Source organism: Streptomyces sp. NPDC048248, from assembly GCF_043201875.1.
In the GTDB taxonomy this organism is placed as follows: Bacteria; Actinomycetota; Actinomycetes; order Streptomycetales; family Streptomycetaceae; genus Streptomyces.
This window is the reverse complement of record NZ_JBICZL010000002.1, coordinates 421,006-436,226: the sequence shown is the minus strand read 5'-3', so window position 1 is coordinate 436,226 and position 15,221 is coordinate 421,006. Positions and strand designations below refer to the sequence as shown.

12 protein-coding genes are annotated in these 15,221 nt (G+C 71.8%); 8 read left to right on the top strand and 4 right to left on the bottom strand.

All coding sequences use genetic code 11. The features are described from left to right. Positions 1-19 precede the first annotated feature (19 nt). Entirely contained in the window at positions 20-1,441 is a 1,422-nt protein-coding gene (locus ACGFZW_RS05080; RefSeq protein ID WP_393891633.1) for an amidase, read from the bottom strand. Positions 1,442-1,881: 440 nt separating this feature from the next. Next, on the bottom strand, positions 1,882-2,901 hold the full coding sequence (locus ACGFZW_RS05075; RefSeq protein ID WP_393891632.1) for an Lrp/AsnC family transcriptional regulator: 1,020 nt from the start codon (positions 2,899-2,901) through the stop codon (positions 1,882-1,884). A 104-nt stretch (positions 2,902-3,005) separates the two neighbouring features. On the opposite strand from ACGFZW_RS05075, the gene ACGFZW_RS05070 reads away from it, so the two are divergent. Then, the gene (locus tag ACGFZW_RS05070) at positions 3,006-3,734 is read left to right on the top strand and encodes an endonuclease V (protein WP_393891631.1); all 729 of its coding nucleotides are present in this window, start codon (positions 3,006-3,008) and stop codon (positions 3,732-3,734) included. A 16-nt stretch (positions 3,735-3,750) separates the two neighbouring features. Here ACGFZW_RS05070 and ACGFZW_RS05065 read toward each other — a convergent pair whose 3' ends face one another. Further along, the gene (locus ACGFZW_RS05065) at positions 3,751-4,938 is read right to left on the bottom strand and encodes a saccharopine dehydrogenase family protein (protein ID WP_393891630.1); all 1,188 of its coding nucleotides are present in this window, start codon (positions 4,936-4,938) and stop codon (positions 3,751-3,753) included. Between the two features lie 440 nt (positions 4,939-5,378). On the opposite strand from ACGFZW_RS05065, the gene ACGFZW_RS05060 reads away from it, so the two are divergent. Next, entirely contained in the window at positions 5,379-6,830 is a 1,452-nt protein-coding gene (locus ACGFZW_RS05060) for a sialate:H+ symport family MFS transporter (RefSeq protein ID WP_393891822.1), read from the top strand. A 56-nt stretch (positions 6,831-6,886) separates the two neighbouring features. On the opposite strand, the gene ACGFZW_RS05055 is transcribed toward ACGFZW_RS05060, so the two are convergent. Beyond that, entirely contained in the window at positions 6,887-7,624 is a 738-nt protein-coding gene (locus ACGFZW_RS05055) for an MgtC/SapB family protein (protein WP_393891629.1), read from the bottom strand. A gap of 152 nt (positions 7,625-7,776) precedes the next feature. On the opposite strand from ACGFZW_RS05055, the gene ACGFZW_RS05050 reads away from it, so the two are divergent. The 6 genes from ACGFZW_RS05050 (at position 7,777) to ACGFZW_RS05025 (ending at position 15,185) form a co-directional block, all read left to right on the top strand. After that, positions 7,777-8,157, top strand: coding sequence for an MmcQ/YjbR family DNA-binding protein (locus ACGFZW_RS05050; protein WP_393891628.1), 381 nt, complete (start codon positions 7,777-7,779; stop codon positions 8,155-8,157). Positions 8,158-8,359: 202 nt separating this feature from the next. Beyond that, positions 8,360-9,511: a CaiB/BaiF CoA transferase family protein gene (locus tag ACGFZW_RS05045; protein ID WP_393891627.1), complete on the top strand. Its 1,152-nt coding sequence runs from the start codon at positions 8,360-8,362 to the stop codon at positions 9,509-9,511. Further along, entirely contained in the window at positions 9,511-10,536 is a 1,026-nt protein-coding gene (locus tag ACGFZW_RS05040) for an LLM class F420-dependent oxidoreductase (protein WP_393891626.1), read from the top strand. Before ACGFZW_RS05045 ends, ACGFZW_RS05040 begins: the two co-directional genes overlap by 1 nt. Positions 10,537-10,551: 15 nt before the next feature. Next, positions 10,552-11,694: an acyl-CoA dehydrogenase family protein gene (locus tag ACGFZW_RS05035; RefSeq protein ID WP_393891625.1), complete on the top strand. Its 1,143-nt coding sequence runs from the start codon at positions 10,552-10,554 to the stop codon at positions 11,692-11,694. Between the two features lie 61 nt (positions 11,695-11,755). Then, complete coding sequence (locus ACGFZW_RS05030; protein ID WP_393891624.1) at positions 11,756-12,970, top strand: acetyl-CoA C-acetyltransferase; 1,215 nt, start codon at positions 11,756-11,758, stop codon at positions 12,968-12,970. 34 nt (positions 12,971-13,004) lie between these two features. Further along, complete coding sequence (locus ACGFZW_RS05025) at positions 13,005-15,185, top strand: 3-hydroxyacyl-CoA dehydrogenase NAD-binding domain-containing protein (protein ID WP_393891623.1); 2,181 nt, start codon at positions 13,005-13,007, stop codon at positions 15,183-15,185. The last annotated feature ends 36 nt before the right edge of the window (positions 15,186-15,221 follow it).

The window sequence follows — 15,221 nt, the reverse complement described above, 5'->3', positions numbered from 1 at the left end:
TCATGAGGCGTCGGCGAAGTCAGGACGTCGGAAGGTCCGGGCGACGCCGCCCGTGACGCGTCGCGGCCTCGTAGACGTGACCGGCTCGCAGGACGGCGAGATCCGCCCGCGGCGGGCCGATGATCTGCAGGCCCACCGGCAGGCCCCCCGCGGTGAATCCCGCGGGCACCGAGAGCGCGGGCACGCCGAGGACGGAGATCAGGTAGGCGGAGCGCATCCAGTCGAGATACGTCCGGGTGGGCTGCCCGGCGACCGACCGCGGATACTCCCACTCCGCGTCGAACGGCGTGACCTGGCTGACCGGCGCGAGGAGGAGGTCGTAGCGGGCGAAGTAGTCGAGCGCGGCGAGGTGGAGCCGGCCGCGTGCCGCGGTGGCCCGGTGGAGGTCGTCGGTGGTCAGCCGGCGGCCCTGCTCGATGTTCCAGCGGAGGCTGGGCTTGAGGGCTTCGCGGTCGGTCTCCAGCAGGCCGCCGAAGGCCAGGTCGAAGCTGTGCGCCCGCAGGGTGCGGAAGGTTTCGTCGGCGTCGGTGAGGTCCGGGCAGGCCGCCTCGACGTGGCAGCCGAGCTCCTCGAAGACCTTCAGCTGCGGTTCGAGCACTGCCGTCACGTCCGCGTCGGCCGGCGCGTGACCGCCCAGGTCGGGCGCCCATCCGACACGCAGCCCGCGCAGGTCACGGTCGAGCGGGACGCGGAACGCGGCGCCAGGGGTCTCCAGGCCGACGGGACAGCGGGGGTCCGGGCCGGCCATCGCCGACAGCAGCAGCGCGGTGTCGGCGACAGTGCGCCCCATGGGCCCCGGAACGGACAGCGTGTCCCAGAGGTCGCCGGCGCCAGGCGCGGGGACACGTCCGGGAGTCGGTCGCAGCCCGACCACATTGCAGAAGGACGCGGGATTGCGCAGCGAGCCACCCATGTCGCTGCCGTCGGCGAGGGGTTGCATCCCGGCCGCGAGCGCGGCGGCGGCCCCGCCGCTGCTGCCGCCCGCCGAGCGCGTGGTGTCGTAGGGATTGCGGGTGGTGCCGAAGACGGTGTTGAAGGTGTGTGAGCCGGCGGCGAACTCGGGGACGTTGGTCTTGCCCAGGCGAATGGCACCGGCCTTCTGCACCCGGTCGACCAGCAGGTCGTCCTCGTCGGGGATGTGGTCGGCGAAGAGGGGCGAGCCGTGGGTGGTGCGCATGCCACGGGTGAGGTGGGTGTCCTTGAAGGCGATCGGCAGGCCGTGCAGCGGCGGGACGTCGGCGCCCCGCGCGAGACGTTCGTCGGCGAGCGCGGCGTCGGCGAGAGCGCCCTCGGGGTCGAGGGTCACGATGGCGTTCAGTGCCGGATTGACCTGGTCGATGCGATCCAGGTGGGCCTGCACCACTTCCCTCGCGGAGATCTCGCGGGCGCGCAGCCGGGCCGCGAGGTCGGTGGCGTCGAGCTGATGGAGGGCGTCGGTCATGAGGGCCTCGGGTGGTGTCAGGGAGTGCGAGCGGCCTCATCCTGAGGTTGCTGACGAAAAACGTCAAGGGTGACGCTCGTGTTGACGAATGTGGACATGGGTTCCCGTGCCGCTGACCGGCATGCTGATCTGGGCTTTTGCTCTGACGGAAAACTTTGAAGAGTGTGAGGCGTAGACGGATGTACGCCTGACGTGCTCTGCTGATGACGGATTCAGACGCCTAGGGCGCGTGGAGTGTCATGCCAGGGGACGCCCGGGTCGGGCTCGCCGACGGGGCATCTCGTACCGGACGTGTCGGGACTCCTGGCCGCAGGCGCGAGCTCCGACCGCATGCGCCCGGAACGCACACGCGAGCCCTGGCAGCCCGCCGGGATGACGTGCGGCCCGAGGGGGCGCAGGTGCGAGGGCCGGACGACCGGCGCCCGGTGCCGCGCCGCCGCTCAGACGGCCGGGTCCAACTCGCCGCCGTCGATCCCCTGTTCGTCGAGGATTTCACGCAGCACCGGGGCCGCGGCGGCACTTCGCTTGAGCGCCTCGACAACGAGGTGGGACTGGACCGCCTCCGCGCGCGCCACCCACGCCGAGGACGTCAAGAACGCGTGCAGCGCGTCCTTGGACGGCTGGGTGACGTCCACCAGCAGCTGATACTCCCCCATCACCACCGCCACATACCGCACCAGTGGCGACTCCAGGAGCAACCGCCCGACCTCCTCCACCTCGTCGGGCCGGGTCCTGATCCACAGCAGCGCCTCCACCGGGAGCCCCAGAACCGCGGGCTCCACGGAGGCGCGGATGCTCACCATCCCCGAACGCGACAGGGCATCGACCCGCCGGCGGGCGGTCGCCTCCGACACCCCGGCGAGGGCGGCCAACTCCTCGTGCGTACGCCGGCCGTCCTCGGCCAGCGCCTGCAGAATGCTCTGCTCCTCGGGCCCCAACTCGGTCTCCGGCGCCGCAACGGGCCCGACCGGAGCGGGAAAACGGTCCAGTGCGGCGGTCTCGTCCGCGTCCAGAATGCCCGGGTGCCACTCGTGCACCGTGCGGAAGTACCGCAACACCGGCGACACATGCTGCGAGACCACCCCCGGAAGCGCGGGCAGCTCCTCAAGCATCAAAGACGCCAGCCGCTCCGGCGGGCACTGCACCTCGGCCACCACATCGAGCGGCCCCGCAAGGACATAGCTGAAGACGGCGTGCTCCAACCGCGCCACCGCCGCCGCCGTCCTGCGCACCATCTTCGGCCGGCACCGCAGCCGCACGATCACCGTGTCCCCGCGCGCCACCAGGCCGGTCACCGTGACCAGCCCGCTGCCGAGCAGCCGCTGCGCTCGACGCGCGACCGTGCGCTCGCGCTCCCCGAGCACCGAGGCGATCCGGCGCCACGAAGCGCGCCCGTCGACCTGGAGGGCGGCGATAATGCGGCGGTCGAGAGCGTCCACGTCAACAGCGGCTGGATTCACGCCTCCACCGTACCGAGTGCCACCGACAGCGACCGGGTGCCGAAGCGGGCCGGGGCCCGACGGGCGGACCGTCCGCTCACGGGTTCGGTAGCGTGACGCCCACCATGGACACTCCCACGACGATCTCCCGCGACGACGAACTGCGGCACTGGCCTGCCGACGAAGCCCAGGCCCGTGCCGTCCAGGACCGGTTGCGGCCCCACGTGCGCCTCGACGAGTCCGGCCCGGAGCCGGGCTTCGACGGCACCGTCGTGGGCGTGGACGTCGCCTACGACGACGAGCGGGACGTCGTCGCCGCGGCCGCCGTCGCCCTGGACGCCCGCACGCTTGCTGTCGTCGACGAAGCCACCGCAGTCGGCCGGGTCTCCTTCCCCTACGTGCCCGGCCTGCTCGCCTTCCGGGAGATTCCGACCGTCCTCGACGCCCTCGCCCGCCTCACCCGCACCCCCGGCCTCGTCGTCTGCGACGGCTACGGGCTCGCGCACCCGCGACGCTTCGGGCTCGCCAGCCACCTGGGCGTGCTCACCGGCCTGCCCTCCATCGGTGTCGCCAAGAACCCCTTCACCTTCCGCTACGCGGCCCCGGGCGGGGAGCGTGGCGCGACCTCCCCGCTCCTGGACGACACCGGAGCGGCCGCGCCGGGCGGCGCCGAGGAGGTGGGCCGCGCCCTGCGCACCCAGAAGGGCGTCAAACCCGTCTTCGTCTCCGTGGGCCACCGCGTCGACCTGGAGCGGGCCTGCGCGCACACCCTCCACCTGGCGCCCCGCTACCGCCTCCCGGAGACGACCCGGGCGGCCGACGCGCTCTGCCGCAGGGCGCTCGCGGCAGCCTGAGCGTCCCGAGGGCGGGCTACTCCCCGACGACCCGGAAGGACATGCCCGCCTTCTGCAGACGCGCCGTCAGGGCGTCGCCCATCGCGACGGCGGTCGTCAGCTGACCCGACCGCTCCGGCAGATCGTCGAAGGCCAGGCTCAGCGCCGACTCGGCGAGCATCTTCGCCGTCTCGTCGTATCCGGGGTCGCCGCCGGACACCTCGGTGACCAGCTTCCTGCCGCCTCCCGTGGCCACGAAGCGCACCGAGAACCAGCTCTTCGCCCGCCGCTCCTGGCTCGGCCCGTCACCCGGCTCCAGCCGCCCCGACACCCAGCGGCGCGCCGGCGGCACCTGCGCGATCGCCGCCAGCGCCCCGGCACCCAACGCCCCGCCCACCGCGATCGGCAGCCACCGCACCCCCGCGAAGTGGCGGTAGCGGAAGTCCGGGCCGTAGGCGTCCAGCGCTGCGGCCGAGCGGGCGACGACCTGCGGATCGAGGGTCGGCAGCGGCACTCCCCAGACCTTCGCCTCCGCGCTCCTGACGGGCGGCCCGAACGGCGCCCGCACCGTACGCCCTTCCGGTCCCGGCTCGGCCCGACGCCGCTCCCGAGCGGCCCGCGCCATGGCCACCGGGCGCGACGCGACGGTCAGCGCGGACGCCAGAGTGCCGCCGGAGAACGTCGCGTTGGTCCGCACGAAACCGTCGATGCGCAGCGGCACGTCCGAGGGCAGCAGGCCCACCGTGAAGTGCACACCCAGGTCGGGTGGTACGGAGTCGAAGCCGCAGGCGTGCACCAGGCGCGCCCCCGAAGCCCGGGCCTTGGCGTCGTACCGCAGAAACATGCGGTCGATGAACTCCGGCTCGCCGGTCAGATCGACGTAGTCCGTACCCGCTTCGGCGCAGGCGGCGACCAGCGGCTCACCGTGCAGCAGATACGGGCCGACGGTCGTGGCCAGCACACGGGTGTCCTCGGCCAGCGCGCGCAGCGACTCCGCGTCGGCGCTGTCCGCCCGCAGCAGCGGAAGGTCGGCACAGGCGGGATCGATCGCGGCCAGCCGGTCGCGCAGCCGCCCCAGCTTCTCGGTGTTGCGGCCCGCCAGCGCCCAGCGGCAGTCCGCGGGAGCGTGCCGGGCCAGATACTCGGCGGTGAGCGCCCCGGCGAAGCCGGTGGCGCCGTAGAGGACGAGGTCATGAGCTCGTCCTGAGGTGTCCTGCCGTCGCATTGCGCGTCCTCTCGACCTGGAGTCGGGACCTTAGGCAGTGGCTGTCGCCCCGTCAATGACGGAACCCGTACGTCGGTTGGTCCCGGAGGGCTGCGGACACCCTTGACGCCGCGTCGGCGCGGCGCCACATTCACCGCAGACATAGGACGTCCAATGTCCGGATTGCCGGACCGACTGCCCCAGGGGCACGGCCCGGCACGGCAGAAAGCCGGCCCGCATGCCCTTTCCCGCGTGGCTCCCCGCCGAAGCCGCGCTTCCCGTGTCCGGCGTCATCGGAAGACCGGCCGGCGCTGCCCCGCAGCCGCCTTCGACGACGCCGCACGCCGCACCGTACGCCGAGCGATCGAGGAGGCAGGACTGCTGTGACGACACGCCCCACGGCCACCCCCGCCAAAGGCGCCCCCTGGTACCGGGAGGCCACCCCGCGCCAGTGGAAGGCCATGTTCGCCGCCTGGATCGGCTACCTCCTGGACGGCTTCGACTTCGTCCTGATCACCCTCGTCCTCACCGAGATCGCCGACGAGTTCCGGCTCGACACCGCCACCGCCGCCTCACTCATCTCGGGCGCCTTCATCACCCGCTGGCTGGGCGGCGCGGTCCTGGGCGCCCTGGGCGACCGCTACGGCCGCAAGGCCGCCATGATCACCAGCATCCTGCTGTACTCCCTGGGCACCTTCGCCTGCGGGTTCGCCTGGGGGTACAGCAGTCTGTTCGTCGCCCGCCTGGTGATCGGCCTGGGCATGGCGGGGGAGTACAGCGCCGGCGTGACGTATGTGCTGGAGAGCTGGCCCACCCGGCTGCGCAACCGCGCCTCCGGATTCCTGATCTCCGGCTACGCGGGCGGCACCGTCCTCGCGGCCGAGCTCTACGAATGGGTGGTCCCGAACTGGGGCTGGCGCTGGATGTTCTGGATCGGCGTGCTGCCCGTCCTGGTCGCCCTCTGGGTGCGCAGGGCACTGCCGGAAGCCGGCGACTGGCAGACCGAGATCGCCGCGGCCGACGGCACGCAACGCCCCCACCCCTTCCGCCCCTTGTTCACCGGCCGGCTCCGCCCCTGGCTCAACGCCGCCCTCGCCGCGGCCGCCTCGGCCGCCCTGTTCTGCGTCTTCACCCCGGTCGGCGCGGGCCACGTCCCCTGGCTGTCCGCCGCCGCGGCGCTGTGCCTGACCGCCTTCGCCGTCCAACTCGGCGGCCGCCGCGGATGGCTGCTGTACGTGTCCCTGATGGCCACGGTGTTCTGCGCCTTCCTCTACAGCTGGCCCATCCAGGCCCTGCTGCCCACCTACCTCAAGACCGAGCTGGGCTACGCGCCCGCGCAGGTCACCGACGTGATGTTCTACGCGGGCTTCGGCACCATGGCGGGCTGCTGCCTGGCGGGATTCGTCGGCGACCGGTTCGGTACCCGCCGCGCCTACGCCTGCACCCTGCTGGCCTCGCTGGCCTTCGTCTTCCCCGTCTTCGCGGTACGGGACAACCTCGTCGGACTGGGGGTGCTCCTCTTCGGGCTGCTCGCACTCGGCCAGGGCATCTCGGGAATCCTGCCGAAGTACATCGCGAGCCACTTCCCGACCGCGACCCGCGCCGCCTCCCTGGGGTTCGTCTACAACGCCGGGGCGCTCGGCGGCGCCGTGGCCCCCGTCCTCGGCGCCCGGCTGGCCGAGGGGATGCCCCTGGGGCAGGCGCTGGCCGCCCTCACCTTCGGCCTGACGCTGCTCGTCATCCTCCTGGTGGGCGGCAACGTCCCCCGGCGTCTGGCGCGGCTGCTCGACCCCGAGCTGCCGGAGGACCACCTCGTGCCGGCGGCCGCAGGGCCCGGCCCGCCGGGGCCACCGGACACCGGGGCCCGGCCCACCGGGGCACGGGACGGAGCGAGTGGGGCGCCGGGCTCGTGAGGAAGCTTTCCCGCCATCGCCGAGCGCCTCGGGGCGGCCCGCCCGGCCGGTGTCCCTCACTCGGTCCTGTCGTCGTGCCGTCCCAGGGACACCCCGCGCACGCCGTCCAGTTCCGTCAGCGCCTCCACCAAGGGATGCGCCGAACCGGCCCCTTCCAGACGGAGCAGAACCTCCGCCGAGACCCGCTCGCCGCCGCCCGTCTGCACCTGTACGTCGGTCACCCGAAAACCGCTGCTGGTGCACATCTGCAATATGCGCCCCAGCAGTCCGTGTTGGGCGCGGTAGGTCAGACGCAGCTCCACTTCCACGAAGGACGGCACCGACGACATCCGCTCCGACACCTTCGAGAAGCCGCGGACGATCAGGAAGTGCACCGCCGTCGCGCCGGCCGCGAGCAGTGGCAGGCCGCCGCCGCACGCCATGCCGATGGCACAGGTCAGCCAGATGGTGGCGGCCGTGGTCAGTCCGCGGACGGCGTCCTTCTTGACGAAGATCAGGCCACCGCCGATGAAGCCGATGCCCGACACCACCTGGGCGGCGACCCGGGACGGGTCGAGGGAGACGTCGTCCATGCCCATCAGCGCGCCGAAGCCGTGGATCGACACCTCCATGAACAGCGCGCTGCCCACCCCGACGAGCGTGTGCGTGCGCAGCCCGGCGCTCTTCTGCCGGGCCTCGCGCTCCAGCCCGATGAGCGAGGACAGCAGCAGCGCGATCCCCAGCTCGGTGAACTGACGCAGTCCCTGACCGTGCTGGAAATCGAACAGTGCGGCGGCGAGTTGCGGAGGTGACATGGGCGCATTGTCCCTCCGTCGGCCCGTTATCCCGCGCTGCGGGGGCCGTTGTCGGTGGTCGCCGTTAGCGTGGGGTGCGAGGGAGCCGGTGTGCGGCGGGAGCAGCGCGCGGCGCACGGTGTGCCGTACGGGGGACGGACGTGGAGGAGCTCATGGCCAAGGCAACGGGTCCGGCGGCGGTGCGCGAGCGCGTGCGGACGTTCGCGCTGGGACTTCCGGGAGCTGCCGAGGAGTTCCCCTGGGGGGAGAGCGTCATCAAGGTCAACAAGAAGGTCTTCGTCTTCCTCGGCGTCGGTGACGGCAGCTATCCGCTGGGGATCACCATGAAACTCGTGGGCCCGGAGGCGCACGCCCATGCGCTGTCCTCGCCCGGGGCCGAGCCGGCCGGATACGGCCTGGGCAGGTCGGGGTGGGTGCGGATTCCGCTGGAGGTGGCGGACGCCCCGCGGTCGGACCTGCTCTGCGACTGGACCGAGGAGTCCTACCGCGTCATAGCCCCGAAGAAGCTCGTCGCCGAACTCGACGGGAGGTAGGGCGCCCGGCAGGACGCCCGCAGGCGCACCGGCAGCGAGGTGCGCGAAGGCCCGTGACGGCGATGGCAATTGCGCATCGCCGGCACGGGCCTTTTCCGGTGGCCGTCACTTGGCGAGGGGGGCTTGTGGAAAGTGGAACACGTTCTTAACATCACGAGTGTTACATCAGAAGTGTCACAGTGTGGCGACCGCAGGGGGCGCGATGGCAGAGTCAGGGAACGGCCCGCTGAGCGGTGTGCGCGTCGTGGAGCTCGCGGGGATCGGTCCCGGCCCCTTCGCCGCCATGCTGCTGGCCGATCTCGGCGCCGATGTCGTCCGCGTCGACCGGCCAGGGGGCGCCGGTCTGGGCATCGACCCGGACCACGACGTCACCAACCGCAACAAGCGCTCGGTGCTGGTGGACCTCAAGAGCCCCCACGGCGTGGCCCAGGTCCTCGATCTGGCCGCGCGGGCGGACGTGCTGATCGAGGGGTACCGGCCCGGTGTGGCCGAACGGCTCGGCGTCGGCCCCGAGGAGTGCCTGGCGCGCAACCCCCGGCTGGTCTACGGCCGGATGACCGGCTGGGGGCAGCAGGGACCGCTCGCCGACACCGCCGGACACGACATCGGCTACATCGCCATCACGGGCGCGCTGGGCATGATCGGTCCGGCGGACGGCCCGCCCGCCATCCCCGCCAACCTCCTCGGCGACTACGCCGGCGGCTCGCTCTACCTCGTCATCGGCGTCCTCGCCGCGCTCCAGCACGCCCGCACCGACGGCGGCCGGGGCCAGGTCGTGGACGCCGCGATCGTCGACGGCACGGCCCATCTGACGGCGATGATCCACGGCATGCTGTCGGCCGGCGGCTGGCAGGACCGGCGCGGCGCCAACCTCCTGGACGGCGGCGCACCGTTCTACGGCACCTACGAGACCGCCGACGGCGGCCATATGGCGGTCGGCGCGCTGGAGCAGCGCTTCTACGCCGCATTCATCCGGTTGCTCGGGATCGACGGCGAGGTCCCGGCCCGCGACGACCTCGCCGCCTGGGGCGACCTGCGCACCGCCATCGCCGCCCGCTTCAAGACCCGTACCCGCGAGGAGTGGACGGCGGTCTTCCAGGACTCCGACGCCTGCGTCGCCCCCGTCCTCTCCCTGCGCGAGGCGCCCGCGCACCCCCATCTCGCGGCCCGCGGCACCTTCGTCGACCACGGGGGAATCACCCAGCCCGCCCCGGCGCCCCGCTTCTCGCTCACCCCCGGCGCGGTGCGCACACCGCCCGCACAGCCCGGAGCCGACACCGCCGAGGTCGCACGCGACTGGCAGGTCCCCGCTCTCACCGCCGAGCCCGGCCACCGGAAGGACGCAGGAAGCTGATGGAACTCGCCACGACACTGCAGTACGCGGCGGACCCGCGCGAGGCGGCACTCCAGGTGGCGGCCCTGGAAGGGGCCGGCCTCGACGCCATCTGGGTCGCCGAGGCCTATGGCTTCGACTCACCGACGATCATGGGATTCCTCGCCGCCAGGACCGAGCGCGCCAAGATCGGCTCGGCGATCCTCAACGTCTACTCCCGCACACCCGCACTGATCGCACAGACCGCCGCCGGGCTGGACGCGGTCTCCGGCGGCCGGGCCCTGCTGGGCCTGGGCGCCTCCGGCCCGCAGGTGGTCGAGGGCTGGCACGGCAAGCCCTATGACAAACCGCTGGGCCGCACCCGCGAGACCATCGAGCTGTGCCGCCGCATCTGGCGTCGCGAGGTCATCGACCACCACGGCATCACGGACATGCCGCTGCCGGCGGAGAAGGGCGGCCGGCTCGGCAAGCCGCTGAAGATCCTCACCCGGCCGGTGCGCCCCGACATCCCGGTGTACGTCGCCGCACTCGGGCCCGCCAACGTCCGGATGACGGCCGAGGTCGCCGACGGCTGGCTGCCCACCCTCTTCATTCCGGAGAAGGCCGCCGAGGTGTGGGGCGGTCCCCTCGCCGAGGGCGCGGCCCGGCGCGATCCGGCACTCGGGCCCCTGCAGACCGTCGCCGGCGGGCTGCTGGCCATCGGGGAGGACGCCGCTGCCGCGCGGGACCTCGCCCGTCCGACCATCGCGCTGTACGTCGGCGGCATGGGCGCCAAGGGCAAGAACTTCTACCACGACCTGGCCGCCGCCTACGGCTACGAGCGCGCCGCGGACACCATCCAGGAGCTCTACCTCGCCGGGAAGAAGCGGGAGGCCGAGGCCGCCGTACCGGACGAGCTCTGTGAGCTGATGTCGCTGTGCGGGCCCGAGGGCTACGTCCGTGACCGCATCGCCGCCTTCCGGGAGGCGGGCGTGACGATGCTCAACGTCCACCCGGTCGGGCCCGAGCCCGCGAAGCTGATCGAGACCGTCAAGAACTGGCTCTGAGGAGGGCCCGTACCCATGAAGCGCCAGATCTTCACCGAGGACCACGCGGCCTTCCGTGAAACCGTACGCACCTTCCTCGCCAAGGAGGTGACGCCGCACTACGACCAGTGGGAGAAGGACGGCATCGTCAGCCGGGACGCCTGGCGGGCGGCCGGCCGGCAGGGGCTGCTGGGCCTGGCCGTGCCCGAGGAGTACGGCGGCGGCGGGGAGAGCGACTTCCGCTACAGCGCCGTGCTCGCCGAGGAGTTCACCCGGGCCGGCGCCGCGGGACTCGCCGTCGGCCTGCACAACGACATCATCGGCCCGTATCTGACGACCCTCGGGACCGAGGAGCAAAAGCGCCGCTGGCTGCCCGGTTTCTGCAGCGGCGAGATCGTCACCGCCATCGCGATGACCGAACCGGGCGCCGGCTCCGACCTCCAGGGCATTCGCACGGCCGCCGAGGACCGCGGCGACCACTGGCTGCTCAACGGCTCCAAGACCTTCATATCCAACGGCATCCTCGCCGACCTCGTCATCGTCGTCGCCAGGACGACGCCGGAGGGCGGGGCCCACGGCCTGAGCCTGCTGGTCGTGGAGCGCGGCATGGAGGGCTTCGAGCGGGGCCGCAACCTCGACAAGATCGGTCAGAAGTCGCAGGACACCGCCGAGCTGTTCTTCCAGGACGTGCGGGTCCCCAAGGAGAATCTGCTCGGTGAGCTCAACGGCGCTTTCGTCCATCTGATGACCCATCTCGCGCAGGAGCGGATGGGCATCGCGGTGGCCGCCATCGCCGGCGCGGAGCACCTCCTGGAGATCACCAGCGCATACGTCAAGGAGCGCGAGGCGTTCGGGCGGCCACTGGCCAAGCTCCAGCACATCCGGTTCGAGATAGCCGAGATGGCCACCGAATGCGCCGTCACCCGAGCCTTTCTCGACCGCTGCATCGCCGACCACTCCGCCGGCGAACTGGACGCGGTGCACGCCTCGATGGCCAAGTGGTGGGCCACCGAACTGCAAAAGCGCGTCGCCGACCGGTGCCTGCAACTCCACGGCGGCTACGGCTACATGGCCGAGTACCGCGTGGCCAGGGCCTTCACCGACGGCCGCATCCAGACGATCTACGGCGGGACGACCGAGATCATGAAGGAGATCATCGGCCGCTCGCTCCTCGGCTGACCCGCCCAGGCCGGCCCCACCCGCTGCGAATGCCCCACCCTCATGCGAAAGGCTGCTTGACTTGAGTACCGAAGCGTACGTATACGACGCGATCCGCACCCCTCGCGGCCGCGGCAAGGCCAATGGCGCGCTGCACGGCACCAAGCCCGTCGACCTCGTCGTCGGCCTCATCCACGAACTCCGCCGCCGCTTCCCCGAGCTGGACCCGGCCGCCATCGACGACGTCGTGCTCGGTGTGGTCAGCCCGGTCGGGGACCAGGGCTCGGACATCGCCAAGGTCGCCGCGATCGCCGCCGGCCTGCCCGACACCGTCGCAGGCGTCCAGGAGAACCGCTTCTGTGCCTCGGGCCTCGAAGCCGTCAACATGGCCGCGGCCAAGGTCCGTTCCGGCTGGGAGGACCTCGTTCTGGCGGGCGGCGTCGAGTCGATGTCCCGTGTCGCGATGGCCTCCGACGGCGGCGCCTGGGCGATGGACCCGATGACCAACTTCGAGACCAACTTCGTCCCGCAGGGCATCGGCGCCGACCTCATCGCCACCATCGAGGGTTTCTCCCGGCACGACGTCGACTCCTTCGCCGCGCTCTCCCAGGAGCGAGCCGTCGAGGCGTGGAAGGACAACCGCTTCGAGCGCTCGGTCGTGCCCGTGCGCGACCGCAACGGTCTGGTCGTCCTCGACCGCGACGAGCACATCAGGCCCGGCACCACCGCGGAATCGCTGGCCGGCCTCAAGCCGTCCTTCGCGATGATCGGCGAGGCCGGCGGCTTCGACGCGGTCGCCCTGCAGAAGTACCACTGGGTCGAGAAGATCGACCACGTCCACCACGCCGGCAACTCCTCCGGCATCGTGGACGGTTCCGCCCTCGTCGCCATCGGCAACGCCGAGGTCGGCAAGCGCTACGGCCTCGCCCCCCGGGCCAGGATCGCCGCGGCCGCCGTCTCCGGCTCCGACCCGACGATCATGCTCACCGGGCCCGCGCCGGCCGCCCGCAAGGCCCTGGCCAAGGCTGGCCTGACCGTCGACGACATCGACCTGGTCGAGATCAACGAAGCCTTCGCCGCGGTCGTGCTGCGCTTCGCCAAGGACATGGGGCTCCCGCTCGACAAGATCAACGTCAACGGCGGCGCCATCGCCATGGGCCACCCCCTCGGCGCCACCGGCGCGATGATCCTCGGCACCCTCATCGACGAGCTGGAGCGGCAGGACAAGCGCTACGGCCTGGCCACGCTCTGCGTCGGCGGCGGCATGGGTATCGCCACCGTCATCGAGCGCCTCTGACCGCCCCGCCCCACCCCCTTACGGAGAAGCCACAGTGAGCGAGCCCACTGCACCGTCGACCATTCGCTGGGAACAGGACGAGACCGGCGTCGTCACCCTGGTCCTGGACGACCCCGACCAGTCCGCCAACACCATGAACAGCGCCTTCAAGGCATCCCTCACCGCGGTCGCCGACCGCCTGGAGGCCGAGAAGGACAGCGTCCGCGGCGTCATCTTCACCTCCGCCAAGAAGACCTTCTTCGCCGGCGGCGACCTGCGCGACCTGATCGCCGTCACCCCCGCACAGGCCCAGCAGGTATTCGAGGCGGGCAACGGCATCAAGCGCGACCTGCGCCGCATCGAGACCCTCGGAGTGCCGGTCGTCGCCGCCATCAACGGCGCGGCGCTGGGCGGCGGTTACGAGATCGCCCTGGCCTGCCACCACCGCGTCGCCCTCGACACCCCGGCCACCAAGATCGGCCTGCCCGAGGTCACCCTCGGGTTGCTGCCCGCGAGCGGTGGCGTCACCCGCACCGTCCGGCTGCTGGGCATCGCCGACGCGCTGCTGAAGGTGCTCCTCCAGGGCACGCAGTACAACGCCACCCGCGCCAAGGATGCCGGCCTCGTCCACGAGGTCGCGGCCACCCCGGAAGAACTGCTCGCCAAGGCCCGCGCCTTCGTCGACGAGCACCCCGAGTCCCAGCAGCCCTGGGACGTCAAGGGCTACCGCATCCCCGGCGGCACCCCCGCCCAGCCGAAGTTCGCAGCCAACCTCCCGGCGTTCCCCGCCAACCTCAAGAAGCAGGTCAACGGCGCGCCGTACCCCGCGCCGCGCAACATCCTCGCCGCGGCCGTCGAGGGCTCCCAGGTCGACTTCGAGAACGCCCAGATCATCGAGGCGCGCTACTTCGTCGAGCTGGTGACCGGCCAGATCTCCAAGAACATGATCCAGGCGTTCTTCTTCGACCTCCAGGCCGTCAACTCCGGGGCCAATCGCCCCAAGGGCATCGAGCCCCGCCCGGTCGAGAAGGTCGCCGTCCTCGGCGCGGGCATGATGGGCGCGGGCATCGCCTACTCCTGCGCCAAGGCCGGGATGCAGGTCGTCCTCAAGGACGTCACCGCCGAGGCGGCGCAGAAGGGCAAGGCGTATTCGGAGGGCATCCTCGCCAAGGCACTTGCCCGGGGGCGCACGACCGAGCAGAAGCGTGACGAGCTGCTGGCGCGCATCACGCCCACCGCCGACCCGCAGGACCTCGCCGGCTGTGACGCCGTCATCGAGGCGGTCTTCGAGGACGTCTCCCTCAAGCACAAGGTGTTCCAGGAGATCGAGCAGATCGTCGCCCCCGACGCCCTGCTGTGCTCCAACACCTCCACCCTGCCCATCACCGCGCTCGCCGAGGGGGTCGAGCGCCAGGACGACTTCATCGGGCTGCACTTCTTCTCGCCGGTCGACAAGATGCCGCTTGTGGAGATCATCAAGGGCGAGCGGACCGGCGACGCGGCGCTGGCCCGGGCCTTCGACCTGGTCCGCCAGATCCGCAAGACGCCGATCGTCGTCAACGACTCGCGCGGCTTCTTCACCTCCCGCGTCATCGGCCACTTCATCAACGAAGGTGTGGCGATGATCGGCGAGGGCCTCGACCCCGTCTCCGTCGAGCAGGCCGCCGCCCAGGCCGGCTACCCCGCCAAGGTGCTGTCCCTGATGGACGAACTCACCCTCACCCTGCCGCGCAAGATCCGCCGGGAGAGCCGGCGGGCGGTCGAGGAGGCCGGCGGCAGCTGGCAGGCGCATCCGGCCGACTCCGTCATCGACCGCATGGTGGACGAGTTCGAGCGCCCCGGCCGCAGTGGCGGCGCCGGGTTCTACGAGTACGACGAGGACGGCAAGCGTGCCGGCCTGTGGCCGGGCCTGCGCGAGCACTTCACCCGGCCCGACGCCACCATCCCGTTCCGCGACATGCAGGAGCGGATGCTGTTCTCCGAGGCGCTGGACACCGTCCGCTGCTTCGAGGAGGGCGTCCTCACCTCCGTCGCCGACGCCAACATCGGCTCCATCTTCGGTATCGGCTTCCCCGGCTGGACCGGCGGCGTGATCCAGTACATCAACGGCTACGAAGGCGGGCTGCCCGGCTTCGTCGCGCGCGCCCGTGAGCTGCAGGCGGCCTACGGCGATCGCTTCGCGCCGTCCGCGCTGCTGGTGGAGAAGGCCGAGAAGGGCGAGAAGTTCAGCGACTGACCGTGTGCGGGGGCGGGTCGTCGCGGCCCGCCCCGC